We start from the raw sequence: 26613 nt of genomic DNA, 5'->3' as shown, positions 1-26613 counted from the left end.
GTGACTAGGGTCGCCTCACCGTGTCTCGTGACATCCCGGAACAGGACATATACTTAGCGGAACAAACTACCGCGACCCCATCAGGAACTCAGTCGTTCCGGGCGTCCAGATCGTTACCCATCGACGGGCCTTCTCGCCCGGCGAACTGGTGCCGACGTGTTTCACAGGTGTTAAAGTCGCGCTAACGAACGGGCCATCGTCGTCCCGTGCGCATCCCCCGGCCGGCCCGTCCGGCCGCTGAGCACAGACGACGAAGGAGGTCCCTTCATGATCTTCTCCGCCATTCCAGGCAAACAGGGTCTTTACGATCCCGAATCCGAACAGGACTCCTGCGGTGTGGCCATGGTGGCCGACGTCCGCGGGCGACGTTCGCACGGCATCGTCACCGACGGTCTTTCCGCGCTGACGAACCTCGACCACCGTGGTGCCGCCGGCGCGGAACCGACCAGTGGCGACGGCGCGGGCATCCTGGTGCAGCTCCCCGACGAGCTGCTTCGGGCGGAAGTGGACTTCGCGCTGCCCGAGGCGGACGCCGACGGTCACCAGACCTACGCGACCGGGATCGGGTTCCTGCCTTCGGACATCGAGGAGCGGGGCAAGGCCGTCGCCCTGATCGAGCGGATCGCCACCGAAGAGGGCCTCGACGTCCTCGGCTGGCGTGAGGTCCCCGTCGACGCGGACCGCGCCGGCATCGGTCCGACCGCGCGTTCGGTGATGCCGCATTTCGTGATGCTGTTCGTCGCGGCAGCCGCGACCGACGGGCGCCGTCCCGGCGGGCTCGAACTGGACCGCCTGGCCTTCTGCCTCCGCAAGCGCGTCGAGAACGAGAGTGTGACCGCGGGCTGCGGCACGTACTTCCCGTCGCTGTCCTCGCGGACGATCGTCTACAAGGGAATGCTGACCCCCGGGCAGCTCCCGCTCTTCTTCGCCGACCTGACCGACACCCGGCTCACCAGCGCCATCGCGCTCGTGCACTCCCGGTTCTCCACCAACACCTTCCCGTCGTGGCCGCTGGCGCATCCGTTCCGGTTCGTCGCGCACAACGGCGAGATCAACACCATCCGGGGCAACCGCAACCGTATGCGCGCCCGCGAGGCGCTGCTCGAATCGGACCTGATCCCCGGCGACCTCACCCGGCTGTACCCGATCTGCTCGGCCGACGCGTCGGACTCCGCCTCGTTCGACGAGGTGCTGGAGCTACTGCACCTCGGCGGGCGGCCGCTGCCGCACGCGGTGCTGATGATGATCCCCGAAGCGTGGGAGAACCACGCCGGGATGAACGCCCAGCGTCGTGCGTTCTACCAGTTCCACGCCAGCCTGATGGAGCCGTGGGACGGGCCGGCCTGTGTCACCTTCACCGACGGCACCCTCGTCGGCGCGGTGCTGGACCGCAACGGCCTGCGCCCCGCCCGCTGGTGGCGCACCGCCGACGACCGTGTCGTGCTGGCCAGTGAGGCCGGAGTACTCGACGTCGCACCCGAGGACGTCGTGGCCAAGGGCCGCCTCAAGCCCGGCCGGATGTTCCTGGTGGACACCGAGGCGGGCCGGATCGTCGACGACGAAGAGGTCAAGTCCGAGCTGGCCAAGGAACTCCCGTACGAGGGCTGGCTGCACGCCGGTCTGCTGCAGATCGCCGACCTGCCGGACCGCGATCACATCGTGCAGAGCCACGATTCCGTGCTGCGGCGCCAGCTTTCCTTCGGCTACACCGAAGAAGAGCTGAAGATCCTCCTCGCGCCGATGGTGGTCAAGGCGGCCGAGCCGATCGGTTCGATGGGGTCTGACACCCCGCCCGCGGTGCTGTCGCAGCGTTCGCGGCTGCTCTACGACTATTTCAAGCAGAACTTCGCGCAGGTCACCAATCCGCCGCTGGACGCGATCCGCGAAGAACTCGTCACCTCGATGAGCCGCATCATGGGGCCCGAGCGCAACCTGCTCGCCCCCGGTCCGGCCTCCTGTCGTCACGTGCAGCTGCCGTATCCGGTGATCGACAACGACGAGCTCGCCAAGCTGATCCACATCAACGACGACGGCGACCTCCCCGGCTTCGCGTGCAGTGTCCTTTCCGGACTGTACGAAGTGGACGGTGGGGCCGACGCGCTGGCGTCCGCGATCGAGCGAGTCCGGCGCGAGGCCTCCGAAGCGATCGAGGCGGGCGCGCGCACGCTCGTACTGTCCGACCGCGACTCCGACCACCGCATGGCGCCGATCCCGTCGCTGCTGCTGGTCTCCTCGGTGCACCACCATCTGGTGCGCACCAAGGAAAGGCTCCGGGTCGCGCTGGTCGTGGAGACCGGCGACGCCCGCGAGGTGCACCACATCGCGCTGCTGCTCGGCTACGGCGCCGCGGCGGTGAACCCGTACCTCGCCTTCGAGACCATCGAGGACATGATCTCGACCGGCGCGGTCACCGGGATCGAGCCCGCCACGGCGATCCGGAACTACGTCAAGGCGCTCGTGAAGGGTGTCCTGAAGATCATGTCGAAGATGGGCATCTCGACCGTCGGCGCCTACACCGCGGCGCAGGTCTTCGAATCCCTGGGGCTGGCCCAGGATCTGCTCGACGAGTACTTCACCGGGACGTCGTCGAAGCTCGGCGGGGTCGGGCTGAGCGTGCTCGCCGAAGAGGTCGCCACGCGCCACCGCCGCGCGTACCCGGACAATCCGACCGACCGGGTCCACCGTGGACTCGAGACCGGCGGCGAGTACGCGTACCGCCGCGAGGGCGAACTGCACCTGTTCACCCCGGAGACCGTCTTCCTGTTGCAGCACGCGACGAAGACCGGCCGCGAAGAGGTGTACAAGCAGTACTCCGACGAGGTGCACCGCCTGTACCGCCAGGGCGGCGCGCTGCGCGGGCTGTTCTCCTTCCGCGAAGGCACGCGCGAGCCCGTCCCGCTGGACGAGGTCGAGCCGGTCGAGGCGATCTTCAAGCGCTTCAACACCGGTGCGATGTCCTACGGCTCGATTTCGGCCGAGGCGCACGAAACGATGGCCATCGCGATGAACCGCATCGGCGGCCGGTCCAACACCGGTGAGGGCGGGGAAGACCCCGAACGCCTCTACGACCCGGAGCGGCGCAGCGCGATCAAGCAGGTCGCGAGCGGCCGGTTCGGCGTCACGAGCGAGTACCTGGTCAACGCCGACGACATCCAGATCAAGATGGCGCAGGGCGCGAAGCCGGGCGAGGGCGGGCAGCTGCCGCCGAACAAGGTGTATCCGTGGATCGCCCGCACGCGGCACTCGACGCCGGGCGTCGGGCTCATCTCGCCGCCGCCGCACCACGACATCTATTCGATCGAAGATCTCGCCCAGCTGATCCACGACCTCAAGAACGCCAACGAGAACGCCCGCATCCACGTGAAGCTGGTGTCCTCGCTCGGCGTCGGCACGGTCGCGGCGGGCGTGTCCAAGGCGCACGCCGACGTCGTGCTGATCTCCGGGCATGACGGCGGCACCGGCGCCTCCCCGATGAACTCGCTCAAGCACGCGGGCACACCGTGGGAGATCGGCCTCGCCGAGACGCAGCAGACGTTGCTGCTCAACGGTTTGCGTGACCGGATCACCGTGCAGGTCGACGGCGCGATGAAGACCGGCCGTGACGTCGTCGTCGCCGCGCTGCTCGGCGCGGAGGAGTACGGCTTCGCGACGGCGCCGCTGATCGTCGAGGGCTGCGTCATGATGCGCGTCTGCCACCTCGACACCTGCCCGGTCGGCATCGCGACCCAGAGCCCGGATCTCCGCAAGCGGTACACCGGCCAGGCCGATCACGTCGTGAACTACTTCCGGTTCGTCGCCGAAGAGGTCCGGGAAACGTTGGCGTCACTCGGTTTCCGCACCCTCGACGAGGCCATCGGCCACGCCGAGGTGCTCGACACGGACAAGGCGATCGAGCACTGGAAGGCCTCCGGGCTCGACCTCTCGCCGATCTTCGAGATGCCGACCGAGACTCCTTACGGCGGGGCGAAGCGGCGCACTCGGACGCAGGACCACGGCCTGGAGCACGCGCTCGACAGGACACTGATCCAGCTCGCCGAGGCGGCCCTTGAGGACGCGCATCCGGTCCGGCTGGAACTGCCGGTGCGGAACGTGAACCGGACCGTCGGCACGCTGCTCGGTTCCGAGATCACCCGCCGCTACGGCGGCGAGGGCCTGCCCGAGGATACGATCCACGTGCTGCTGACCGGTTCCGCCGGCCAGTCGCTCGGCGCGTTCCTGCCGCGCGGCATCACCCTCGACATGGTCGGCGACGCGAACGACTACGTCGGCAAGGGGCTTTCGGGCGGGCGGATCATCGTGCGCCCGCATCCGGACGCGAAGTTCGCGGCGGAGGGCCAGACCATCGCCGGGAACACCCTCGCCTACGGGGCCACCGGCGGCGAGATGTTCCTGCGCGGCCAGGTCGGCGAACGCTTCTGCGTGCGCAACTCCGGCGCGGTGGTCGTCGCCGAGGGCGTCGGCGACCACGCCTTCGAGTACATGACCGGTGGCCAGGCCGTGGTGCTCGGCCCGACCGGGCGCAACCTCGCGGCGGGTATGTCCGGCGGCGAGGCCTACGTGCTCGACCTCGACCGCGGCCGGGTCAACGAGGAGATGGTGGATCTTCAGACGCCGTCGGCCGAAGACCTCGCCTGGCTCAAGAAGACCGTGCAGAAGCACTACGACCTCACACGTTCGGCCGTGGCCGCGTCGCTGCTCGGCGACTGGCCGCGTCGCTCGGCGGCGTTCACCAAGGTGATGCCCCGCGACTACCGGCGTGTCCTTGACGCGGCGAAGGCGGCACGTGCCGCGGGCCGCGACGTCGACGAAGCGATCATGGAGGCCGCTCGTGGCTGATCCGACGGGTTTCCTGAAGCACGAACGCGAAGAGCCGAAGAAGAAGTCCACACAGGACCGTCTCGCCACCTGGGGCGAGGTGTACGCCGAAGTAGAACCCGCCGAGCGCAACGAAAAGGTGCGCAAGCAGGCTTCGCGGTGCATGGACTGCGGCATCCCGTTCTGCCATTCCGGTGGTTCCGGCTGCCCGCTGGGCAACCTGATCCCGGAGTGGAACGACCTGGTGCGCCGTGGCGACTGGGCCGCGGCGAGCGACCGGCTCCACGCGACCAACAACTTCCCCGAGTTCACCGGGAAGCTGTGTCCCGCGCCGTGCGAGTCGGGCTGCGTCCTGTCGATCTCGCCGTTGTCGGGCGGGCCGGTCTCGATCAAGCGGGTCGAGCAGACGATCGCCGACCAGTCCTGGGAAGCGGGCTACGTACAGCCGCAGATCTCGGCGGTGTCTTCGGGGCAGCGGGTCGCTGTCGTCGGCTCCGGTCCCGCCGGGCTCGCCGCCGCGCAGCAGCTGACCCGCGCCGGCCACGAGGTGACCGTCTACGAGCGGGACGACCGCCTCGGCGGCCTGCTGCGGTACGGCATCCCCGAGTTCAAGATGGAGAAGAAGGTCCTCGACAGGCGGCTCGCGCAGCTTCGCAAGGAGGGCACGAAGTTCGTCACCGGCTGCGAGGTCGGCGTCGACCTGACCGTCGAGGAACTGCGCGCCGGTTACGACGCGGTGGTCCTCGCCGTGGGCGCCCTGCGCGGCCGCGACGACACGACGACGCCCGGCCGTGAGCTGTCCGGGATCCATCTGGCGATGGAGCATCTGGTCCCGGCCAACAAATACGTCGAGGGTGACGGCCCGTCGCCGGTCGACGCGGCGGGCAAGCACGTGGTCATCATCGGCGGCGGTGACACCGGGGCCGACTCGTACGGCACCGCGACCCGCCAGGGCGCGTTTTCGGTGACACAGCTGGACCAGTACCCGACGCCACCGTCCACAAGGGACGACGAGCGCTCGCCGTGGCCGACCTGGCCGTACATCCTGCGCACTTACCCGGCGCACGAGGAGGCGGGCGAGCGCAAGTTCGCGGTCGCGGTGAAGCGTTTCACCGGCGACGAGAACGGAAACGTGCGCGCTGTCGAAGTGCAGCAGGTGCGGGTTCAGAAGGATCCCGAAACCGGACGGCGTGAGGTCATCCCGGTCAACGACGAGGTCGAGGAACTGCCCGCCGACCTCGTGCTGCTCGCGATCGGGTTCGAGGGTGTCGAGCACATGCCGCTGCTGGACGGGCTCGGACTGTCGCTGACCAAACGAGGCACGCTCTCGTGCGGTGCGGACTGGCAGACCTCCTCGCCCGGCGTGTTCGTCTGCGGCGACGCGCACCGCGGTGCTTCGCTGGTGGTGTGGGCGATCGCCGAGGGCCGCTCGGTGGCGAGCGCGGTGGACGCTTACCTCACCGGCGCTTCGGACCTGCCCGCTCCCGTGCACCCGACAGCGCTGCCGCTCGCGGTCGTCTGATCCCGGTGCGCGCCGACAGCGTCGTCGGCGCGCACCTTCATCCCGGGTTGACAGCCAGCAGGCAGGCGACGGGCGGATCGAGGTCGAGCGTCTCGACGCGGATCGCGGTGAATCCCGCCTCGACGAGCAGGTCATGATGTTCCTGGGCCGCCCGCTCGGTGGTGGCGCCGTCTGCGCCGGGACACCGTGGCTGGATGGCCAGCGCTCTGCGTCCCGAAGGCCGGAGCAGACGTCGCAGATCGCGTAGCCGCGTGGCGGGCTCCGCCCAGAACATGGCGGAGTTGACCGGCAGGATCACGTCGAGGGGCCCGCCGAATTCCGGCAACCGATCCACGGAAGCGTGCACGAGCCGGACCCGGCCGTCGCGGATCGCGCGAGCATTGCGCCGCGTGGCCTTCCGCGCCATCGCCGCGGAATGGTCGATGCCGTGGACCCGGCCCGCCAGGCCCGCCACTTCGGCGACGGCGAGACCGGGGCCGAAGCCGATTTCGAGGACCCGGTCCGTGGGCCGGATTTCCAGCAGTGAAACCACCCAGCCGTTGCGCCGCCGGTTGGATTCGCTGTTCGCCATGACCCAGCCGGCCACCTGCCCGACCGGTCCGCGGGGATGGCCGAACTGCCGGAAGAGCTTGGGAATACGTGTTCGGTGAAATGTCCGCCTGTTTTCGTCATGAATCGAGTCAACGGCTTCAAGTACGCTTGAAGTCAAGATGGGCGAGTTGACGATCGGGGAAGTGGCGAGCCATACCGGGGTCGCCACCTCGGGCCTGCGTTACTGGGAGGAGATCGGCCCCCTGCCGCCTCCCGCCAGGGTCTCCGGGCAGCGGAGGTATCCGCCGTCGGCGATCGAGCGGGTCGGGGAGATCCTGCTGCTGCAGGATGTGGGCTTCACCTTGCGCGAGCCGCATCGGCGGAAACTGGCCGAACTCGACCGGCGGCTCGCCCGGATCGAGGCGGCGAGGACCGCGATCGCTCATGGCCTGGCCTGTCCGCACGAGGACATCCGGACCTGCCCCAGCTTCGCGCGCGTCGTGGAGACGCGGCCGGCCGAAGGCGTACTGAAGGAAGCCCCGTCTCCTGCCGAAGGTCGAGGTCCCGGATCAGGCTCCGGTCTGACGCGGTAGGGCCGCCGGTCGCGCCAAGCTCTCCGGCATGAGAAAAACGTTGGCGATACTGGCTTTCCTGCCGCTGGCCGTAGCCGTCCCGGCGACCGCCGATGCGGCTCCGGCACTGAAGTGGACGTCACCCTGTCCGGATTACGGCATGACACCTTCACCGACCGCGGGCCTCGAATGCGCGAAACTGAAGGTGCCGTTGGACTACGCCGACCCCGGCGGTCGGACCATCGAACTCACCGTTTCCCGTAAGGCGAGTACCTCGCCGAAGCGCCGGGGCGTGCTGCTGATGAACCCCGGCGGTCCCGGGAGTCCCGGCCTGGCGATGCCCGCGCAACTCGCGGAGCGTCAGGGGCACACCGGCCTGCTCGACAGCTACGACGTCATCGGTTTCGACCCGCGCGGGACCACGTACAGCACACCGGTGACCTGCGATCTGACCGAGGACCAGCGGTTCATCCTCACCGGCCCGTACGCGGACGGCCCGCGTGACGTCGTCGAGAAGGCGGCGAAATCCCGGGTGGTGGCGAGGAAATGCGCTGAGTCGAAGACCGCGGATCTCCTGCCGCACATGACCACCGCCAACACCGCGCGCGACCTGGACCGGATCCGCGAGGCCTTGGGAGAGCGGAAGATCTCGTTCTACGGTGTCTCGTACGGCAGCTACCTCGGCGCTTCCTACGCGTCGATGTTCCCGGCGAAGACGGACCGGATCGTACTGGACAGCCTCCTCGGTCCCGACGGGCTGGATGTCCGGGCGCACCAGCGGATCGCGGAGGGATTCGACGACCGCTTCGGCGACTTCACGGCCTGGGCGGCGGCGCGGGACGACGTCTACCACCTCGGGCGGACACCCGCCGAGGTGACGGCGAAGTTCTTCGCGCTGGTGGAGGAACGCCCGGGAGTCCGGACGGACACTTGGGGAGCGCTGTACGACGACGCGAACTTCCCCGGCCTCGCGGCGCAATGGGCCGCGCCGTCCGTTTCGGCACAGGCCGGACCGCTCGACGGCGACAACCACGCCGCACTCCAGCTCCAGGTGCTGTGCAACGACTCCGACTGGCCGGAAAGCGTGCGCTACTACCAAAAGGCGGTCGAACGCGCCCGCGTGACGCATCCGATGTTCGGCCCGGCCGCCGCGAACATCACCCCCTGCGCGTTCTGGCCGGTGGAGCCGCGCGAGCGTCCGGTGCGGATCCACGACCGCGGCCCGTCGAACATCCTGCTGGTGCAGAACCTCCGCGACCCCTCGACGCCGCTGTCCGGCGCTCGCGAACTGCGTTCGGCGCTGGGCGGGCGGGCCAAGTTCGTCACGGTCGACGCCGGCGGGCACGGTGTTTTCACCAAGGAGAACGCTTGCGGCAATGACTTCGTCGTGCGGTACCTGCGGGACGGTGTCCTCCCGGCCGCCGATTCGCACTGCCCTGCTTGATCAGGAGAACAGAAGCACGGCCAGACCTATCCAGCCGAGGCCGCCGACCAGGATCCCTGTCATGACCCCGGTGGCGGTTTCGGCGAAGGTGTCTTCGCCCAGCTTGACGCGTGCCCAGCACATCCAGGCCACCACTAGGCCGCCGAGCAGCATCAGCGATCCGAGGGTGAACGTCAGCACGGTGACCGCGGCGGACTCGGGCGACGTGTACGGGGAGATCCTGAAGCCGAATCCGTGATTGATCGCCCACCCCACGGCGAGAGTCACGAGCACCGCCCCGGCCAGTACGAGGAGCGCCGGCCAGACCAAGCCGCCGGGGTCGCCGAGGACGACCGCGATCGGTGTCAGAAGTGTCCAGGCGACCGGCGCCAAGACATGCGTGCTCAGCCGGGCGAAGCCGTCCACGGATATCCCCACGAGCAAGGCTGACTCTTCCGAGTGGCGACACAGACGCCCAGACGGAGTGAGGTCTCACCGGCGCGGGATCGACATCGTGCTCGGCCGAACGGCCCATAGCCGGTCAAGGATGCGGCCGAACGGCCGCTTGTACGCACGGTAGCAGGAGAAATACTTTCGAAATGTCGTGCAAGTCATACGGCAATTCACCGGTGGCGAAAGGTGGTACGCCATGCAGAGGACGGCTTTCCGGACGGGGATCCTGGCGGCGCTCACGGGGCTGGCGGTGACGGCGCTGACGGCTGTCGCGAGTCCCGCGCAGGCCGCGCCCGCCCACCATCAAGCGGCGGTCGACGCGCAGGCCGTGGCGGCCTACTGGACACCCGAACGGATGAGGTCGGCGGTGCCGATCGACCAGCTTGTCGACGCGCCCGCCTTCACTCCGAAGAATGTCGCGAAGGGCAAGAGCGCCATCATCCAGAGCATTCCCAACGGAGGCGGCGCGTGGACGGGCGCGGGCAAGGTCGTGCAGACCGCCGGCCGCGTGTTCTTCACCATGGGCGGGCGGAACGCCTCGTGCTCCGGTGACGCGGTCACCAGCGCGAACGGCAGCGTCGTGATCACCGCCGGGCACTGCGTGAAGTACCAAGGTGCCTGGCACACCAACTGGACCTTCGCTCCGGGCTATAACAACGGCAACACCCCCTACGGCACCTGGGCCGCGAAGAGCACGCTGACCACTCCGCAGTGGGAAGCGAGCGAGGACATGAACTACGACGTCGGCGCGGCGGTGGTCAATCCACTCAACGGGCAGAAGCTGACCGACGTCGTCGGCGCGCAGGGCATCGCGTTCAACCAGGCCCGCAACCAGTCGATGTACACGTTCGGGTATCCGGCGGCGGCACCGTACGACGGCACGAAGCTGGTCTACTGCAGCGGAAGTACGTTCACCGACTTCCTGCTCACCAAGGACCACGGGATGAACTGCAACATGACCGGTGGTTCGAGCGGCGGCCCGTGGTTCCTCGACTTCAGCGAGGCGACCGGTGCGGGCGTCCAGGCCTCGGTGAACAGCTTCGGCTACAACTTCCTGCCGGGTTACATGTTCGGCCCGTACTTCGGCACGGACGCGCAGAACCTCTACAACAAGGCGCAGGCCACCTGATCAGCCCGTCGCCCGTCCACCGTTTGGGACTTTCGTCCCGGTGGGCGGGCGGCTTTCGGCCGGGCATATCCTGGTGCGTGTGAACTGGACAGTGGACGTTCCCGTCGACACGCTCCCCGAACTGCCTCCTCTGCCTCCCGAGCTGCGTGACAGGCTCGACGACGCGCTTTCCCGGCCCGCCGCGCAGCAGCCCGAGTGGCCGGACGCCGAGCTGACGAAACGTGTCCGCGGCGTGCTGGAGAGCGTGCCGCCGATCACCGTCCCCGCCGAGATCGACAGGCTCTCCGACAGGCTCGCCATGGTCGCCCGCGGCGAGGCGTTCCTGCTGCAGGGCGGTGACTGCGCGGAGACGTTCGAGTCGAACACCGAGCCGCACATCCGCGCCAACCTGCGCACCCTGCTGCAGATGGCCGTCGTCCTCACCTACGGCGCGAGCCTGCCGGTGGTGAAGGTGGGCCGGATCGCGGGCCAGTACGCGAAGCCGCGTTCGGCGGGCACCGACGCGCTCGGCCTGCCGGTGTACCGCGGCGACATCATCAACTCGCTCGTCGCCAAGCCCGAACTGCGCGTGCCCGACCCCGGCCGGATGATCCGCGCCTACGCCAACGCGGGCGCCGCGATGAACCTCGTGCGCGCGCTCACCGGCGCCGGCATGGCGGACCTGCACCAGGTGCACGACTGGAACAAGGACTTCGTGAAGTCCTCGCCCGCCAGCGAGCGCTACGAGGCGCTGGCCGCCGAGATCGACCGCGGCCTGCGGTTCATGTCGGCCTGCGGCGTCACCGACACCTCGCTCCAGTCCACCGAGATCTTCGCGAGCCACGAGGCGCTGCTCCTGGACTACGAGCGGTCCATGCTGCGGATGGACCGCGCGGACGCGGCGAACCCCAAGCTGTACAACCTGTCTTCGCACTTCCTGTGGGTGGGCGAGCGGACCCGGCAGCTCGACGGCGCGCACATCGCCTTCGCCGAACTGCTGGCCAACCCGATCGGCCTCAAGATCGGCCCGACGACCACGCCCGAGCAGGCCGTCGAGTACGTCCGGCGGCTCGACCCGCGCAACGAGCCCGGCCGCCTGACGCTGATCGCCCGGATGGGCAACGGCAAGGTCCGCGAGGTGCTGCCCGCGATCGTCGAGAAGGTCGAGGCGTCCGGGCACAAGGTCATCTGGCAGTGCGACCCGATGCACGGCAACACCCACGAGTCTTCGACCGGGTACAAGACCCGGCACTTCGACCGGATCGTGGACGAGGTGCAGGGCTTCTTCGAGGTGCACCGCAAACTCGGCACCTACCCGGGCGGCATCCACGTCGAGCTCACCGGCGAGGACGTCACCGAATGCCTCGGCGGCGCGCAGGAGATCTCGGATCTGGACCTCGCCGGCCGGTATGAGACCGCTTGCGACCCGCGCCTGAACACGCAGCAGTCACTGGAGCTGGCGTTCCTGGTCGCGGAGATGCTGCGCGGCTGACGCCTCCTGGTTTCTCAAGTGCTATGAAGGGGCCTTTCATCGCAAAAGTTGCGATGAAAGGCCCCTTCATAGCATTCAGGGCAAGCCTTCGGCTGGGCTCGGGATGTTGTGAAAGTGGCTTTCGCGACACCGCCGACCGTCCACAAACACGCCAGGTTTGCCGTACCCCTCAACAACCCGAATTGCCACTTACGACCACCCCGGCCGACACCTCACCCACCCCATCAGTCACATCAACCACAAAACACCCGCCACCGCACCTCGATCCGCATCCATGGCACCAGTAAGCCAGCGGCCGGGGGATGAAAGGGTCTTTCCCCGCATGCGATGCGAGGAAAGACCCCTTCACCTCACTTTGATCCGCCACATTGGCCTTCGCGCGCCTGCAATCGCCGAGGCCCAGACCCCAAGGCGTCGCGAAAGCCACTTTCGGGACACCGGACGTCCCGAAAGTGGCTTTCGCGACGCATCACGTCAGCGCCACCCCGGCCCTCAAGCGACATGAAAGGCCCTTTCATTGCAAAATTTGCAATGAAAGGGCCTTTCATGTCATTCGCTAAACAGTGTCCAGCAGGCGCGAAGCGGACTTGAGCACGCCGTCCCGCAGCGAGCCCACGTCCGAAACCGCCGCCCCGTTCGCCTGCAGTCCGATGTGGACCGAGTCACGGTAGGTCGCCACCGCGATCCCGATCGCCTGCCGTGGCGCCAGCGGCACGAACGGGTACACGCTGTCGATCTTCGTCCCGTCGAGGGTGAGCCGGTTGGGCGGCACCGGCACCGTGGTCACCACGAGGTCGAACAGCAGCGGCGCGGCCAGCCCGGCGGCCTTGCTGCCGAGCCGGTGCAGCATCGGCGGCATCCGGTCGGCGAGCAGCGGGAACGCGCCTGCCCCCCGCGCCGGTCCCGCGGCCTTGTTCCGGCTCATCTCGCGCTGGACGGCCTTCAGCCGGTCCACCGGATCGTCGAGGCCGACAGGCAGGTCGCAGAGATAGCCGGACAGCTTGTTGCCGCCCAGTTGCTCGGCGGACCGCCCGCGGACGCTGACCGGGATGAGCGCCCGCAGCGTCCGGTCGTCGGCGCGCTGGCCGCGGTTGATCATCCATTCGCGCAGGGCCCCGGAGAGGATCGCCAGCACGACATCGTTGGCGGTCCCGCCGTGCGACCGGCGGATCCGCCGGATCTCGCCGGTGTCCAGCCGGACGAGACCGAGCCGTCGCTCGGTCGACGGCGGCGCGCTGATCGGGGACAGCGGCGAACGGGTCGCGCGGACGACGGAAGAGGCGATCCCGGCCGTTTCCCCGGCCTGGGCCAGGGTGGTGCCGAGGGCGTCCTTGACCGCGTCCACAGGGGAGCGTGGGACGGGCGGCACGGCGCCGCTGTGCGTGCGCTTCGCCACTCGCGGTAGCCCGTCGAGCAGGCCGACGGCGACGGCGTACGCACCCGCTCCGTCGGTCAGCGCGTGGTGCAGTTTCAGCAGCAACGCGAACTCGCCGTCCGGCAGGCCGGTGACAAGATGCAAGTCCCACAAGGGTTTCCCGGTGTCAAGCGGCCGTCCCATCCAGCGCGACGCGTAGGCGGAGAGCGGGTCCGGTTCGTACAGGGAGCTCAGGTGGTGATGTGAAATATGTTCACTGGCGACGAAATCCGGGTCCTCGGCCCAGATGGCGGCGCCGGGCGGGAACAGTGCGGTGCGAGGGCGCTGACGCAGCTTCGGAAGCAGCGCGGCCCGCTCGGCGAGCAGCGTTGTCAGCTTACGCGCGTGCACCTGCCCGTGCGGGCGGAAGGTGACCACCGCGCCCATGTGCATGGGCGTCGTTTCGCTTTCCATGCAAAGGAAAGCGACATCGAGTGCGCTCAGCTGCAGGCCTGACATCATCTGCCTTTCCTTGACGCTCCGGCTAGGGGCACAACTGCACCAGCCTGACATGACGGGCGGGTGGTCGTCATGTTTCCTGGGCGCTAACTACCGTTGGTTTCACTCGAACGATGGGATCACGTTCGGACATGGACCACGGCTCTGCGGCAGATGGTGGACAGGGCGTCCCGGGGCAACTCGTTAGCGGATCATCGGAGGAAACCGGCAGACTGCACGACCATGACCGACGAACCGAAGCGTCCCGAACCGCCGCTCACCGGCGACGAGCGCACTCAGCTGAACGGCTTTCTCGACTTCCTCCGCGCCACCGTGGTGTGGAAATGCTCCGGCCTCACCGACGAGCAGGCCCGGCGGGCGCTCGTGCCCAGCGAACTGACCACCGTCGCCGGTCTTCTCGGACATCTGACCCTGGTCGAGCAGTACTGGTTCAACGTGGTGCTCAACGGGCAGGAGGACCTCTGGAAGGAGGCTCTCGAAACCGACCCCGACGCCGAGTTCCGGGTCGCCATGCAGACCCCGATCGAGCAGCTGATCGCCGTCTATGAGGCCGAGTGCGAGCGGAGCCGCGAGATCGTCGCGGGGATGGACCTGGACGACAAGGTCCCCTTCCGCGGGGATCGCGAGGTCAACGTCCGGTTCGTGGTCGCGCACATGGTCGAGGAGACCGGCAGGCACGCCGGCCACCTCGACCTGTTGCGCGAAATGATCGACGGTCTCACCGGGGAGTGAGCCGGCGGTGTCTCCCTGAGCGCGCTGTCGGATTTCCGTAGCCGGGCCGCGGTACGGGTGGTCACTCACTCGGCCTTGTCGGCGGCCCGCCTCCGCAAATCCGAGGCCTTCGGCCGACAAGAAACGCGCGCGCGTTTCTCACCTGGCCAGCCGACCTCCGGAGACACGTCGGCGGCGAGGGGGCAGCGGGAAGAACCCGCTGGTCCGCTCCACGTACGTCGCGTATCCCGGCCTGGAGCGCTGCAAACCCTTCTCCAGCAAAGGTTTTCCGGTGCCCTTGGCCAGCGTGTACGTCATCGCGATCGGCGACAGGATCGTCGCCGCCCCCACCCAGCTCGAACACGCCAGCAGGTACAGGCCCCACCAGACGCAAGCGTCCCCGAAGTAGTTGGGATGCCGGGTGTAGCGCCACAGCCCGCTGTCGAGGACCTTCCCCTTGTTGTGTGGATCGGCCTTGAAACGGCGCAGCTGGTCGTCGCCGACCGTCTCGAACCCGAAGCCGACCAGCCACACCACGACACCGAGCCACGCCGTCACACCGAAGGAATCGCCGTACATCGCGAACTGGACCGGCAGCGAGACGAACCAGAGCACCACCGCCTGGACCAGGTACACGCGGACAAACAGCTTGAGCGCCGGATTCTCCCCGGCGCTCTCCGCCATCCGCACGTAGCGCGGGTCCTCGGGCAGTTTGTGGTTGCGCAGGTGGAGGTGGACGCCGAGACGCACCCCCCAGACCGCGGTCAGCAGCGCGGTGACCACGCGCAAGGCCACCGACCCGTCCCCGAGCGGGGCCGCGACCAGCGCGACGAGCGCGAAGCCCGGCCCCCAGAGCGTGTCGACGGTGTCGTACCGCTTGCGCCACCGCGCGATGCCGAAGGTGACGACGAAGGCCACGAGAGTCGTGCCCGCCGTGACCGCGAGGGTCCCCCCGAGGGACATCAGGACCACTCCCGGGTGGCGGGCAGTGCGCTCAAGCCCTGATCCGACGAGCGGACCGCGAGGATCTGGTCGACGCCCATCCGGTTCTCCTCGAACGCGAGCGCGCCGCCGACGAGGTAGAGCCGCCAGACCCGCGCGCCGGACTCACCGATCAGCGCCACGACGTCGTCCCAGTTGCTCTCGAGCGTTTTCTCCCATGCCCGGACCGTACGCACATAATGCTCGCGCAGCGCGTGGACGTCGCGGATCTCGAAGCCGGCGGTCTCCAGATGCCCGAGCGTGCGGCTCAGCGGCCGCATCGTCATGTCGGGGGCGATGTAGCGCTCGATGAACGCGCCGCCGCCCGGCGCCACCGCGCCGCGGGACATCTGCTGCAGGACCAGCCGTCCGGTGGGCTTGAGCATCCGGTACAGCGTCCGCGTGTACTCGGGGTAGTTCTCCTCGCCGACGTGTTCGCCCATCTCGATGGTGGCGACGGCGTCGAACGGCTCATCGGTCAGCTCCCGGTAGTCCTGCCTGCGGACCTCGACACGATCCTCCAGGTCGTGCTGGGCGAGGCGGCTCCGGATGTGCTGCAGCTGTTCCGCCGAAAGCGTGATGCCGACCGCGGTCACGCCGTGGTGCTTCGCCGCGTGCACCAGCAGCGAGCCCCAGCCGCAGCCGACGTCGAGCAGCCGCATCCCCGGCCGCAGGCCGAGCTTGCGGCAGATCAGTTCGAGCTTGTCCCACTGCGCCTGTTCCAGGTCGTAGCCGTCTTCCTCCGACGTCCAGTACGCCGACGAGTAGGCCATCGATTCGTCCATCAGCAGCTGGTAGAAAGCGTTGCTGAGGTCGTAGTGGTGCGCGATCGCCGACTTGTCGCGGAGCAGGGTGTGCAGCTTCCCGGACAGCCGGGCCTCCTCGGCGGGCGGCTTGGGCGGCGCCCCGACGACGCCGAGACCCACCGCGAGCCGGAGCGCTTCGGCCCACTCACGCGGGCCGAGCTTCGCCCCGCGCACGGCACCCGAGCGGGTCAGCGCCCAGATGCGGCGGAATCCGTCGGCGAGGTCGCCCTCGACGTCGAGATCCCCGGAGACATAGGCCCTGGCCAGGCCCAGTTCCCCGGGGGCGTAGAGGAGACGGCGCAGCGCGCGCCGGTTGCGGAGGACCACGGTCGGGACATCCGGTGGACCGGCGCGTACGCCGTCCCAGGTACGGAGACCGACCGGGAGCGAGCCACCGAGGAGCCGCTCGACGAACGGGGCTAGGCGAGACGCGGGACTGTTCGGCATAGTCGTCATTCGACCCCGGACAGGAAAAGGATGGGTCGGATGATGCCCCGGTTCACCCGGTCCAATCCGGCCCGGCCCCTGTTCCGAATGCCTTTCGTGCACACCAAGGGTCTACGCATCGGAGTCATCGGCAGCGGCGTGGCCGGCCTCACGGCCGCCTACCTGCTGCAACGCCGCTACGAAGTGCTGCTGTTCGAAGCCGACGACAGGCTGGGCGGGCACGCGCACACCCACGACGTCCCGAGCGCGCACGGCGGCACCGTCGGTGTCGACTCCGGGTTCATCGTGCACAACGAGCGCACCTACCCGAACCTGCTCCGCCTGTTCGCCGAACTGGGCGTCGCCACCCGCGACACCGAGATGTCCATGAGCATCCGCTGCGACGGCTGCGGCCTCCAGTACGCCGGAGCCAAGGGGCTGAAAGGCCTGTTCGCCCAGCCCCGCAACGTCGCCCGCGGGCGCTACCTGCGGATGCTCGCCGACGTCAAGCGCTTCCACCGGCACGCGACGCGCGTCCTCGAATCGCCCGAGGCCGGGGACGTCACCCTCGGCGCGTTCCTCGCCATCGGCGGGTACACGAAGTACTTCGTCGACCACTTCATGCTCCCGGTCGTCTCGACGGTCTGGTCGGCCGACCGCGACGACACGCTGAAGTATCCGGCGCGCTACCTGTTCGAGTTCCTGCGCAACCACGGGATGCTGTCGGTCGGCGGGTCCCCGAGCTGGCGCACCGTCGTCGGCGGCTCCCGCGAGTACGTCGACCTGGCCGCCAAGCAGCTGACCGCCGTCCACCTGTCGACGCCGGTCCGCTCGGTCAAGCGCACCGGTCGGGGGATCGAAGTCCGTGACGACGCCGACACCCGGCACCGGCTCGACAAGGTCGTCCTGGCCACGCACGCGGACCAGGCGCTGAAGCTGCTCGCGTCGCCGACGGAGGCCGAGCGCGAGGTTCTCGGCTCGTTCCGGTACTCCAGCAACGAGGCGTGGCTGCACACCGACACCGGTGTGCTCCCGACGGCGGAGTCGGCGCGGGCGGGCTGGAACTACGCCACGCCGGCCTGCGGCGCGAACGCGGGCGCGGTCCAGGTGTCCTACGACATGAACCGCCTGATGCGGCTCGACGAACCGACCGGCTACGTCGTCACGCTCAACCCCGGCACCGCCCCCGAAGACGCTTCGGTGCTGGCCAAGATGACCTACGAACACCCCGTCTACACGCCGGAATCCGTGGCCGCCCAGCGTCGTCTGCCGGAACTCAACGACGGCACGGTCGCCTTCGCCGGCGCGTACCAGGGGTGGGGGTTCCACGAGGACGGCTGCGCGTCCGGTGTCCGCGCGGCCGAGAGCTTCGGAGTGCGATGGTGACCGTCATGGCCGTGCTTTACGACTCCACGGTGGCGCATGTCCGGCGCAATGATCCGCCGATCTCGTTCGCCCACCGTGTCTATCTGTGGCTCGTCGACCTCGACGCGCTACCGAAGCTTCCGTGGTGGCTGCGCCCCTTCGCCCGCTTCGACCCGCGAGACCACTTCGCGGCCGAGGACACCTCCAGCATCCGGTCCAAATTGGACCGCTGGCTCGCGGCGCGCGGCGTCGACCTCCAGGGCGGCCGGGTGCTGATGCTCGCGGGCGCGCGGATGCTCGGGCACAACTTCAACCCGATCACCCTCTATTGGTGCCACCGGCCCGACGGCGAACTCGAATGCGTGATCGCCGAGGTCCACAACACCTACCGCGGCAGGCACGCGTACCTCCTGCGCCCCGACGCGGACGGGAACGCCCTCGCGGACAAGGAGTTCTACGTCTCGCCGTTCCAGTCGATGGACGGGGAGTACCGGATGGAGGTGCCGAGGCCGGAGTCGCTGCTCTCGGTCAAGATCGCCCTCCGTCAGGGCGGACAGACGCCGCTGACCGCGTCGCTGCGCGGGGTGCGGCGGCCCGCCACCACCAAGTGGCTGGTGCACATGCTGCTCACCCGCCCCCTCATGCCGCACCGGGTCTCCGCGCTGATCCGGCGGCATGGGGTCAAACTGTGGTTGAAGAAGGCGCCGATAACACCACAGTCCCAGCGCACGCCGCAGACCGCCGGAGGCAGGCTTGATGGATGAATCGGCACGTCCGCGCCGGATGGCGCCCGTTCCCGCACCGGACGGCGAACCGGCGGGTCCGACGGCCGAAGACCTGCTCGTCCGCGTCGCGAAGGGGGACGAGCGGGCCTTCGACGCCTTGTACGACAAGCTCGCCGGCCCGGTGCTCGGCCTGGTGCGGCGGATCCTGCGCGACGTCGCGCAGTCCGAAGAGGTCACTCAGGAGGTCATGGTGGAGCTGTGGCGCACGGCCACGCGCTACTCCCCGGAGCGGGGGAGCGCCTTGAACTGGGCCATGACGCTCGCGCACCGCCGTGCCGTCGACCGCGTCCGCTCGGCACGGGCCAGTTCGGACCGCGAGGTCAAGGCGACCTTCGAGGCCGCCCGCGCCCGGCCCTTCGACGAGGTGGCCGAGGCCGTCGCGGCCCGCTGGGAACGTTCGCAGGTGCGCCGCTGCCTGACCAGTCTCACCGAGCTGCAACGGGAATCCGTGCTGCTCGCCTACTACCAGGGCTATACCTATCGCGAGGTCGCCGAGGTGCTGCAGACCCCGCACGGGACCATCAAGACCCGTCTCCGGGACGGCCTGATCAGGCTCCGGGACTGTTTGGGGGTGACGGCATGACCATGCCCGAAATGCACACGCTCACCGGGGCCTACGCCGTCGACGCGCTGTCCGAAGTGGAGCGTGCCCAGTTCCAGCGGCACCTCGGGGAGTGCGCTTCGTGCGCCCAAGAGGTCCTCGAACTGCAGATGACCGCGACCCGGCTCGGCGCCGCGCTGGCCGAAGACCCGCCGCCCGGGCTGAAGCGCCGGGTGCTCGCGGAGGCGATGGCGACCAGGCAACAGCCGCCGAAGACGCGCTTCGAGACCGGAGAACGCGTCAAGGACCGCCGTCGGGCCCCGCGCTGGGCGATCGCCGCGGCCGCGGCGGCCGTCGTCGGCCTGGCGGGCACCGCCGTGTTCGGCGGCATCGCCTACGACAACCACACCCAGTTGACCGCCGCGCGGGAACGCGCCGCGCAGTACGCGGACCGGTACGCCCCGGTCGCCGACGTCCTTTCGGCCACCGATCTCCGGACCGGGCACGCCGAGACCTCCGCCGGGGGCGGCGGGACCGTGATGATGTCGCGCGCGAAGGACCGGCTCGTCTTCATGGCGGCACAGCTACCGAAGAACGATCCGGGCCGGACGTACCAGGCGTGGCTGATGTACCCGGGCACCTCGCCCAAGCCCGCCGGGCTCATTTCCGGTGGTCAGGACGGTGCGCTGCTGGTCGCCGACGGTCTCGGCGGGGCGGAGAAGTTCGCGCTGAGTGTCGAACAGGCAGGCGGTTCGGCGACCGGATCGCCGTCGAACGACGTCGTCATGGTCATGTCGATGCCCACCTGATCTCCGCTCTTACCAGGCCGCCGTTCGCCGCTGCGACCGGGTCTCGCTCTTGCGCCCGCGAACATGTTGTGGCAAAACACCTTTGCGACACACGGCGTGGCTACTGGATTCGAGCCTGCCTGGTGCATACCGTCCTGCTTCAACGTCGGCAGTTGACATAACTCTCAATCTGAGGTTCAGCTCGAGGGTTCGATCCAGGTTCAGCGACCGGCGGGCAGCACGGGCACACACGATCAGGAAGGCGGCCCCGATGACGCCCCCGCACAACTACCTTGCGGTGATCAAGGTCGTCGGTATCGGCGGCGGCGGAGTGAACGCCGTCAACCGCATGATCGAGGTCGGCCTCAAGGGCGTCGAGTTCATCGCGGTGAACACCGACGCTCAGGCACTGCTCATGTCCGACGCCGACGTCAAGCTCGACATCGGCCGGGAACTGACCCGCGGCCTCGGTGCCGGCGCTGCCCCCGAAGTGGGGCAGAAGGCCGCTGAGGACCACCGCGAAGAGATCGAAGAGGTCATCAAGGGCGCCGACATGGTGTTCGTGACCGCGGGTGAGGGCGGTGGCACCGGTACCGGTGGCGCGCCCGTCGTCGCCCAGATCGCCCGCAAACTCGGCGCGCTGACCATCGGCGTCGTAACCCGCCCCTTCACCTTCGAGGGCAAGCGCCGCAGCAAGCAGGCCGAAGACGGCATCCAGCAGCTGCGCAACGAATGCGACACCCTCATCGTCATCCCGAACGACCGGCTGCTGCAGCTGGGCGACATCGGCGTTTCGCTGATGGACGCCTTCCGCTCCGCGGACGAGGTCCTGCTTTCGGGTGTCCAGGGCATCACCGATCTGATCACCACGCCGGGTCTGATCAACCTGGACTTCGCCGACGTCAAGAGCGTCATGTCCGGCGCGGGCTCCGCGCTGATGGGCATCGGCTCGGCGCGCGGCGAGGGCAGGGCGATCCAGGCGGCGGAGAAGGCGATCAACTCGCCGCTGCTGGAAGCGTCGATGGACGGGGCGCACGGCGCGCTGCTGTCGATCGCGGGCGGGTCGGACCTCGGCCTGTTCGAGATCAACGAGGCCGCGTCGCTGGTGCAGGAGTCCGCGCACCCCGACGCCAACATCATCTTCGGGACGATCATCGACGACTCGCTCGGCGACGAGGTCCGGGTCACCGTGATCGCGGCCGGTTTCGACGCCGGCACGCCGACCCACAAGAAGCTCGACCCGTCGACGTTCGGCTCCCGGGCGAACTCGACCGCGTCCGCGCAGGCGGGCCAGGTCAACGGTGGCGGGGCGACGCCGGTGCAGAGCCCGCCTTCGGGTGCCACGCCGGTGCCGTCGACCGGTTCCAACGGCTACCCGGTCGCGCCGCCGCGCACCCACTCGCCGATGCCCGCCCGCAACGAAGGCAACGGCTCGCTGTCCGGTGGGCTTCCGCAGCCCGGCGTCGGCTCGCGCGGCTACTCGCCGATCGGGTCGAACTCGACCCACGGCAGCCTGCCCGGCCGCGCCACCCCGGTGCACGACGACCCTTCGGACGACGAAGTGGATGTCCCTCCCTTCATGCGGAGGTAACAGCACCCGTCACTGCTTTTCGTGAAGGCCCCCTTCACTACCCTCAAGGTAGTGAAGGGGGCCTTCACTCAGGTCTAGGAGGATTGCGTGCGCGTACGGCGGGTCGTGACGACAAGGGCCGGCGGGGCTTCCCGGCCGCCTTTCGACACCTTCAACCTCGGCGATCACGTCGGTGACGAGGCGGGCGACGTCTACGCCAACCGCAAGCGCCTCGCCGCCGAACTCGGCCTCGCCGAGGACAGGCTGGCCTGGATGGAGCAGGTCCACGGCCGCACCGCCACCGTCGTCGACGGCTCGGAAACCTCCGCCGCCGAAGCGACCGACGCGCTCGTGACGGCTCAGTCCGGTCTCGCGCTCGTGGTGCTCGTCGCCGACTGCGTGCCCCTGATGCTGGCCGACGCCGAAGCCGGTGTCGTCGCCGCCGTCCACGCGGGCCGTGTCGGCGCCAGGGTCGGCGTCGTCCCCGCCGCGATCGAGGCGATGCGTTCGCTCGGTGCCGAACCGGGCCGGACCGAAGCACTGCTCGGTCCCGCGATCTGCGGCGACTGCTACGAAGTCCCCGCCGACATGGCCGCCGACGTCGAAAAGCACGTCCCCGGCAGTGCCTGCAAAACCCGCAAAGGCACGCCGGGGCTCGACCTGCGCGCCGGCCTTTGGCGGCAACTGGCCGACCTCGGTGTCGGCAAGATCGGCCTCGATCCGCGCTGTACCAACGAAGACAAGACCCTGTTCAGCTTCCGCCGCGACGGCACCACCGGCCGGATCGCGGGGATCACGTGGCTGGACGCGTCGTGAGTGACGCTCGTAAGGGGGAGCTTGCCGCTTCCCTCGCCGAAGTCGAAGAGCGGATCGCGGCCGCGTGCAAGGCCGCGGGCCGGGAACGCGACGAAGTGAAATTGCTCGCGGTCACCAAGACCTTCCCGGCGCTCGACGCCGCGCTGCTCGCCGATCTCGGCGCGCTCGACCTCGCCGAGAACCGCGATCAGGAGGCGGGGGCGAAGGCCGAAGAGGTCGCCGGTCTGCGCCCGGACGCCCGCGTCCGCTGGCACATGGTCGGTAGTCTGCAGCGGAACAAGGCCAAATCGGTCGTGCGCTGGGCTGACGAGGTCCAGTCCGTCGACTCAGAGCGCCTGGCCGACGCGCTGGGAAAGGCGACCAGGTCGGCGCTCGATTCCGGGCAACGCGATCACCCGTTGGACGTCCTCATTCAAGTAAGTCTCGATGACGATCCGAAGCGCGGGGGCACTCGGGTGAGCGAACTGGGCCAGTTGGCGGAGCGGATAGCCCATGTGGGTGATATCCGCCTCCAAGGGCTTATGGCGGTCGCTCCGCTGGGTACAGACCCCTCAGAGGCGTTCGAGAAGCTCGCTCGTGCGTCGGAGCGTCTACGGGAGGACCACCCAAATGCCCGTGAGATCTCCGCCGGAATGAGCAATGATCTCGAGCAGGCGATCGCGCACGGCTCGACCTGTGTGCGTGTCGGAACCGCGTTGCTCGGTGGACGCGGTTTAGCCTCGCCCTAGGGAATACCGTCTCGTCGTTACGGGGAGTGGCGGCGAGGGCGGGGGAGTACGGTGCGGGACGCGGCTAAGGCTAGGGAGAGGCATGAGCGCGCTGCAGAAGCTGAAGGCCTACTTCGGGATGGTGCCCGCGGACGAAGACGGCTATGACGTCGAAGAGGACTACCGGCGAGGTTACGCCTCAAAAGAGTACGCCGACGACGAGTACGACTACGACGACGAGCCACCGGCCCGGTCGCGAGGTGGACGTTACCGGGACGTCGATGACACTTATGACGAGCCCGCGCCTCGGCCTCGGTCACGCTCCGTGGCCAGTCCGGAGCCGGCGGTCCACGGGGCGCTCGCGATCGATCGCCAGCCGGAACCGGTCGCGCGGCTGCGTCCGGTCACCGAGCCGGTCCGTGCCGCGGTGCGTGACCCGTTGAGCCGGATCACCACGCTGCACCCGACGAGCTACGCCGAGGCGCGCGCGATCGGGGAGCACTACCGGGAAGGCATCCCGGTGATCATGAACCTCACCGAGATGGAGAACGCGGACGCGAAGCGTCTCGTCGACTTCGCCGCGGGGCTCGCTTTCGCTTTGCGCGGGTCGATGGACAAGGTCACCAACAAGGTGTTCCTTCTCTCACCGCCCGATGTGGACGTCACCGCGGAGGACCGTCGGCGGATTGCCGAAGGCGGATTGTTCCTGCGCGGCTGATCACCCGGTGACCGCTGAGCGCAGCCGGATGTGATTTTGTCGACTCATCGGCATCTCGTGCCCGTCAACTGCGTCTTTTGACGCGAGGCATGGCAGAGTGGTTACGTGAATGCTGTGTTGCTGGTCGTCTGGTACGTGCTGTTCGCCTTCTGGCTCCTGCTGACGGCACGGATCGTCGTCGAACTCGTGCGTGCTTTCGCTCGCGAGTGGCGTCCTGCCGGAGGGGTTGCGGTAACGCTCGAGACCATCTACACAGTGACCGACCCACCGGTTCGTCTGTTCAGACGAATCATCCCGACCGTACGAATCGGCGGCGTCGGACTGGACTTATCGATTATGGTGCTGCTGTTGGTTGTGTTCTTTGCGATGCAGCTGGCAACGCCAGGGTGATTTTCGGGGAAGCCCGGGTGGACCTGCAGGCCATGGAGTGCGTGAGGTGATCTGATGTCGTTGACCCCCGCTGACGTGCACAACGTCGCGTTCAGCAAGCCGCCCATAGGCAAAAGGGGCTACAACGAGGACGAGGTGGACGCGTTCCTCGACCTGGTGGAGACCGAGCTTGCCCGGTTGATCGAGGACAACAACGAGCTGCGGCAGCAGGTCGAACAGCTCGACAACGAGCTCGAGACCACCCGTGGTGAGCTCGAGAACGCCAAGGCGGGAGCAGTCGGCCCGCCGCCACAAGCGCGCGACGAGCCGTCGCGTCGCCTGGCGCCGGTGCCACCACCGCAGTCGGCGATGGAGCAGACCCAGGCCCACTCGATGGTGCCGGACAACGGGGAGCCCAACGTCCAGGCCGCGAAGGTGCTCGGACTGGCGCAGGAAATGGCCGACCGGCTCACCGCCGAGGCCAAGACCGAGTCGGACGGCATGCTCGCCGAAGCCCGGACCAAGTCCGAGCAGCTGCTGTCGGACGCGCGGTCGAAGTCGGACTCGATGGTGAACGAGGCGCGTACCCGCGCCGAGACCATGCTGAACGACGCCAGGACCCGTGCCGAGACCTTGGAGCGCCAGGCGCGCGACAAGGCGACGACCATGGAGCGCGAGGCTCAGCGTAAGTACACCGAGACGATGAACAGCATGAACGCGGAGAAGGGCTCGCTGGGCAAGAAGATCGAAGAGCTGCGCACGATCGAGCGGGAATACCGCACGAGGCTGCGCGGATTCCTCGAATCCCAGCTGCGTGAGCTCGACGACCGTGGTTCGGCCGCTCCCGCGTCGGCGTCCTCGACGAACTCGGGGCAGTCGGCGGCGTCTTCGGGCGGCGGACAGGGCTACTCGTTCGGCCCCCGGGCCGAAGCGGGCTGATTTTCACCCGGCCCGAAAGTTTCTACGCTGCTCAAAATTTCTACCGCTGCTCAAAATTTCTACACAGTGGAACGGCCTCGGCACTCTCCGGAGGGTCGGGGCCGTTTCGCTTGCGGCTCGTGTTGTAATTCACCGTGCTCTACATCGTCCTGGTACTGGTACTGGCGGCTCTGGGGCTGCTCGTCGCGGCGCTCATCACCGCGAACTCCCTGTGGGCCTGGATCTCCATCGGTCTCTCCATCGTCGCCGGGTTGCTGCTCGTCTTCGACTGGCTGCGCCGGCGGAAGAAGCGCGCGGCCGAGGCCGGCGCCGAATCCGACTCTGAGTCCGAGGAGACCGACGCCGAAGATTCGGAGGAGGTCGAGGATTCGACTCCGGCCGGAAAGAGCGACGCGGACGACGAGAAAAAGTCCGAGGACGCCGAGCAGACCGTCTTGATGCCCGCCGCCGGTGAGCTGGGCGACGCGGACGAGACTCCCGAGCCTCAGCGCAACGGCGATCCCGGCGAGGAGAAGAGCGATCCCGCGGATGTGGCGATCGTCTCCGAACTCGAGACCGAGGTCGTCGTCGTCGACGAGTACCCGCGTTATCACGTGACCTCGTGCGCGTGGCTCGAAAGCCGGGACACGATCCCGCTCGGCATCGGTGAGGCGCGGCAGCTCGGGTTCACGCCGTGCGCGCTGTGCACGCCCGACGCGGATATCGCCGGGCAGCACCGGGACAAGACCAAAGCAGACAGCTAGCTTGAGTTTTAACGTCTGAGTGGCTGGTTGGGCCCCTGGTTGATCATGGGTGAAGCCCTTGGTTGATCATTCTTCTTGCGACAGAGGAAAGATCATCTACCAAGGGCTTCAGTTGATCAGTGTGCACCATGTCCAGGACGCGGGTGCTGTCGGGGAACTCTCGGCGTTGCGGCAGGAGTTCTATCGCTGTCTGACTCGGCGGGCGGACGCGTTGTTCGAGCTGACCGACGCGGTGCTGTGCGCTGACGGGCCGGTCCGTTCGGTCGCGGAGCTCTCACTCGCGGGCGAGCATCGCCGTGGGCATGGCAGCGGTTATGCCGCGCTGGCCCGAGGCCAGGTCGAGGTCGACCGGTTACGCACCGCCCTGACAGCGGTGTCGCTGCCTCGTGCCGCGGACGGGCGGCTGGTGCTGGCGGTGGACGTCACCTGCTGGCTGCGCCCGGAAGCACACACACGTGGGGCGTGTCACGGCAACCGTGTAAGCCAGAGGTGTACCAAGATCGACTCGCTGGTTTGGCGGTCGGAAGGGACATCGAGTGACTCAGGACACATCGTCTCG

24 protein-coding genes are annotated in these 26613 nt (G+C 68.4%); 19 read left to right on the top strand and 5 right to left on the bottom strand.

The window, feature by feature from the left end; genetic code table 11:
• Positions 1-267: 267 nt before the first annotated feature.
• Both gltB and ACFOSH_RS40875 read left to right on the top strand, forming a co-directional pair.
• Entirely contained in the window at positions 268-4836 is a 4569-nt protein-coding gene (gltB, locus tag ACFOSH_RS40880) for a glutamate synthase large subunit (protein WP_378246628.1), read from the top strand.
• Positions 4829-6337 (top strand): glutamate synthase subunit beta, encoded by a 1509-nt coding sequence (locus tag ACFOSH_RS40875; RefSeq protein ID WP_378246626.1) that lies wholly within the window; start codon positions 4829-4831, stop codon positions 6335-6337. Before gltB ends, ACFOSH_RS40875 begins: the two co-directional genes overlap by 8 nt.
• Before the next feature lie 37 nt (positions 6338-6374).
• Here the strand turns inward: ACFOSH_RS40875 and ACFOSH_RS40870 are convergent, their stop codons facing one another.
• Complete coding sequence (locus tag ACFOSH_RS40870) at positions 6375-6908, bottom strand: class I SAM-dependent methyltransferase (RefSeq protein ID WP_378246624.1); 534 nt, start codon at positions 6906-6908, stop codon at positions 6375-6377.
• Positions 6909-7047: 139 nt separating this feature from the next.
• Here ACFOSH_RS40870 and ACFOSH_RS40865 point away from each other — a divergent pair, with 139 nt between their 5' ends.
• Both ACFOSH_RS40865 and ACFOSH_RS40860 read left to right on the top strand, forming a co-directional pair.
• On the top strand, positions 7048-7461 hold the full coding sequence (locus ACFOSH_RS40865) for a MerR family transcriptional regulator (RefSeq protein ID WP_378246622.1): 414 nt from the start codon (positions 7048-7050) through the stop codon (positions 7459-7461).
• Positions 7462-7489: 28 nt separating this feature from the next.
• The gene (locus ACFOSH_RS40860; RefSeq protein ID WP_378246620.1) at positions 7490-8884 is read left to right on the top strand and encodes an alpha/beta hydrolase; all 1395 of its coding nucleotides are present in this window, start codon (positions 7490-7492) and stop codon (positions 8882-8884) included.
• Here the strand turns inward: ACFOSH_RS40860 and ACFOSH_RS40855 are convergent, their stop codons facing one another.
• A complete protein-coding gene (locus tag ACFOSH_RS40855; protein ID WP_378246618.1) occupies positions 8885-9289 on the bottom strand; it encodes a hypothetical protein in 405 nt (134 codons plus the stop codon).
• Between the two features lie 223 nt (positions 9290-9512).
• On the opposite strand from ACFOSH_RS40855, the gene ACFOSH_RS40850 reads away from it, so the two are divergent.
• The gene (locus tag ACFOSH_RS40850; protein WP_378246616.1) at positions 9513-10445 is read left to right on the top strand and encodes a trypsin-like serine peptidase; all 933 of its coding nucleotides are present in this window, start codon (positions 9513-9515) and stop codon (positions 10443-10445) included.
• A 79-nt stretch (positions 10446-10524) separates the two neighbouring features.
• A complete protein-coding gene (locus tag ACFOSH_RS40845; RefSeq protein WP_378246614.1) occupies positions 10525-11916 on the top strand; it encodes a class II 3-deoxy-7-phosphoheptulonate synthase in 1392 nt (463 codons plus the stop codon).
• Between the two features lie 556 nt (positions 11917-12472).
• Here ACFOSH_RS40845 and ACFOSH_RS40840 read toward each other — a convergent pair.
• Complete coding sequence (locus ACFOSH_RS40840; RefSeq protein ID WP_378246612.1) at positions 12473-13792, bottom strand: wax ester/triacylglycerol synthase family O-acyltransferase; 1320 nt, start codon at positions 13790-13792, stop codon at positions 12473-12475.
• Between the two features lie 219 nt (positions 13793-14011).
• Here ACFOSH_RS40840 and ACFOSH_RS40835 point away from each other — a divergent pair, with 219 nt between their 5' ends.
• Positions 14012-14521, top strand: coding sequence for a DinB family protein (locus tag ACFOSH_RS40835; protein WP_378246610.1), 510 nt, complete (start codon positions 14012-14014; stop codon positions 14519-14521).
• Positions 14522-14659: 138 nt separating this feature from the next.
• Here the strand turns inward: ACFOSH_RS40835 and ACFOSH_RS40830 are convergent, their stop codons facing one another.
• On the bottom strand, positions 14660-15463 hold the full coding sequence (locus ACFOSH_RS40830) for a DUF1295 domain-containing protein (RefSeq protein WP_378246608.1): 804 nt from the start codon (positions 15461-15463) through the stop codon (positions 14660-14662).
• On the bottom strand, positions 15463-16734 hold the full coding sequence (locus ACFOSH_RS40825) for a class I SAM-dependent methyltransferase (RefSeq protein ID WP_378246606.1): 1272 nt from the start codon (positions 16732-16734) through the stop codon (positions 15463-15465). The genes ACFOSH_RS40830 and ACFOSH_RS40825 overlap by 1 nt, the downstream gene beginning before the upstream one ends.
• Before the next feature lie 87 nt (positions 16735-16821).
• Between ACFOSH_RS40825 and ACFOSH_RS40820 the strand changes: the two genes are divergently transcribed.
• The 12 genes from ACFOSH_RS40820 to ACFOSH_RS40765 all read left to right on the top strand — a co-directional run.
• Complete coding sequence (locus ACFOSH_RS40820) at positions 16822-18099, top strand: NAD(P)/FAD-dependent oxidoreductase (RefSeq protein ID WP_378246894.1); 1278 nt, start codon at positions 16822-16824, stop codon at positions 18097-18099.
• Positions 18093-18842: a DUF1365 domain-containing protein gene (locus ACFOSH_RS40815; protein ID WP_378246604.1), complete on the top strand. Its 750-nt coding sequence runs from the start codon at positions 18093-18095 to the stop codon at positions 18840-18842. The genes ACFOSH_RS40820 and ACFOSH_RS40815 overlap by 7 nt, the downstream gene beginning before the upstream one ends.
• Positions 18835-19446 carry an ECF RNA polymerase sigma factor SigK gene (gene sigK, locus ACFOSH_RS40810; RefSeq protein WP_378246602.1) on the top strand — a complete coding sequence of 204 codons (612 nt, stop codon included), beginning with the start codon at positions 18835-18837 and terminating at the stop codon, positions 19444-19446. The genes ACFOSH_RS40815 and sigK overlap by 8 nt, the downstream gene beginning before the upstream one ends.
• Positions 19443-20213, top strand: a complete 771-nt coding sequence (locus tag ACFOSH_RS40805) for an anti-sigma factor (protein WP_378246600.1) — start codon at positions 19443-19445, stop codon at positions 20211-20213. Before sigK ends, ACFOSH_RS40805 begins: the two co-directional genes overlap by 4 nt.
• A gap of 250 nt (positions 20214-20463) precedes the next feature.
• Positions 20464-21783, top strand: coding sequence for a cell division protein FtsZ (gene ftsZ / locus ACFOSH_RS40800; protein WP_378246598.1), 1320 nt, complete (start codon positions 20464-20466; stop codon positions 21781-21783).
• Between the two features lie 87 nt (positions 21784-21870).
• On the top strand, positions 21871-22578 hold the full coding sequence (gene pgeF / locus ACFOSH_RS40795; protein ID WP_378246596.1) for a peptidoglycan editing factor PgeF: 708 nt from the start codon (positions 21871-21873) through the stop codon (positions 22576-22578).
• Positions 22575-23306, top strand: coding sequence for a YggS family pyridoxal phosphate-dependent enzyme (locus ACFOSH_RS40790; protein WP_378246594.1), 732 nt, complete (start codon positions 22575-22577; stop codon positions 23304-23306). The genes pgeF and ACFOSH_RS40790 overlap by 4 nt, the downstream gene beginning before the upstream one ends.
• 82 nt (positions 23307-23388) lie before the next feature.
• On the top strand, positions 23389-24003 hold the full coding sequence (locus tag ACFOSH_RS40785; protein WP_378246592.1) for a cell division protein SepF: 615 nt from the start codon (positions 23389-23391) through the stop codon (positions 24001-24003).
• Positions 24004-24117: 114 nt separating this feature from the next.
• Positions 24118-24393: a YggT family protein gene (locus ACFOSH_RS40780; RefSeq protein ID WP_005155180.1), complete on the top strand. Its 276-nt coding sequence runs from the start codon at positions 24118-24120 to the stop codon at positions 24391-24393.
• Between the two features lie 54 nt (positions 24394-24447).
• A complete protein-coding gene (gene wag31 / locus ACFOSH_RS40775; RefSeq protein ID WP_378246590.1) occupies positions 24448-25311 on the top strand; it encodes a DivIVA-like cell division protein Wag31 in 864 nt (287 codons plus the stop codon).
• Positions 25312-25445: 134 nt separating this feature from the next.
• Positions 25446-26054, top strand: coding sequence for a hypothetical protein (locus tag ACFOSH_RS40770; protein ID WP_378246588.1), 609 nt, complete (start codon positions 25446-25448; stop codon positions 26052-26054).
• A 121-nt stretch (positions 26055-26175) separates the two neighbouring features.
• On the top strand, positions 26176-26613 hold a 438-nt coding region (locus tag ACFOSH_RS40765), incomplete at its 3' end, for a transposase (RefSeq protein ID WP_378246892.1).

Origin of the sequence: Amycolatopsis speibonae, assembly GCF_042647925.1 — a bacterium.
Taxonomy (GTDB): domain Bacteria; phylum Actinomycetota; class Actinomycetes; order Mycobacteriales; family Pseudonocardiaceae; genus Amycolatopsis; species Amycolatopsis speibonae.
Note: the sequence above shows the minus strand (reverse complement) of the source record. Positions and strands in the feature narration are given on the sequence as shown.

Coding starts and splice junctions, on each gene's coding strand:
- ACFOSH_RS40865 (WP_378246622.1), top strand. CDS start 7,048: ATGGGCGAGTTGACGATCGGGGAAGTGGCGAGCCATACCGGGGTCGCC.
- ftsZ (WP_378246598.1), top strand. CDS start 20,464: ATGACGCCCCCGCACAACTACCTTGCGGTGATCAAGGTCGTCGGTATC.
- ACFOSH_RS40815 (WP_378246604.1), top strand. CDS start 18,093: ATGGTGACCGTCATGGCCGTGCTTTACGACTCCACGGTGGCGCATGTC.
- ACFOSH_RS40835 (WP_378246610.1), top strand. CDS start 14,012: ATGACCGACGAACCGAAGCGTCCCGAACCGCCGCTCACCGGCGACGAG.
- ACFOSH_RS40785 (WP_378246592.1), top strand. CDS start 23,389: ATGAGCGCGCTGCAGAAGCTGAAGGCCTACTTCGGGATGGTGCCCGCG.
- gltB (WP_378246628.1), top strand. CDS start 268: ATGATCTTCTCCGCCATTCCAGGCAAACAGGGTCTTTACGATCCCGAA.
- ACFOSH_RS40805 (WP_378246600.1), top strand. CDS start 19,443: ATGACCATGCCCGAAATGCACACGCTCACCGGGGCCTACGCCGTCGAC.
- ACFOSH_RS40820 (WP_378246894.1), top strand. CDS start 16,822: ATGCCTTTCGTGCACACCAAGGGTCTACGCATCGGAGTCATCGGCAGC.
- ACFOSH_RS40850 (WP_378246616.1), top strand. CDS start 9,513: ATGCAGAGGACGGCTTTCCGGACGGGGATCCTGGCGGCGCTCACGGGG.
- ACFOSH_RS40825 (WP_378246606.1), bottom strand. CDS start 16,734: ATGCCGAACAGTCCCGCGTCTCGCCTAGCCCCGTTCGTCGAGCGGCTC.
- sigK (WP_378246602.1), top strand. CDS start 18,835: ATGGATGAATCGGCACGTCCGCGCCGGATGGCGCCCGTTCCCGCACCG.
- wag31 (WP_378246590.1), top strand. CDS start 24,448: ATGTCGTTGACCCCCGCTGACGTGCACAACGTCGCGTTCAGCAAGCCG.
- ACFOSH_RS40840 (WP_378246612.1), bottom strand. CDS start 13,792: ATGATGTCAGGCCTGCAGCTGAGCGCACTCGATGTCGCTTTCCTTTGC.
- ACFOSH_RS40860 (WP_378246620.1), top strand. CDS start 7,490: ATGAGAAAAACGTTGGCGATACTGGCTTTCCTGCCGCTGGCCGTAGCC.
- ACFOSH_RS40830 (WP_378246608.1), bottom strand. CDS start 15,463: ATGTCCCTCGGGGGGACCCTCGCGGTCACGGCGGGCACGACTCTCGTG.
- ACFOSH_RS40870 (WP_378246624.1), bottom strand. CDS start 6,908: ATGGCGAACAGCGAATCCAACCGGCGGCGCAACGGCTGGGTGGTTTCA.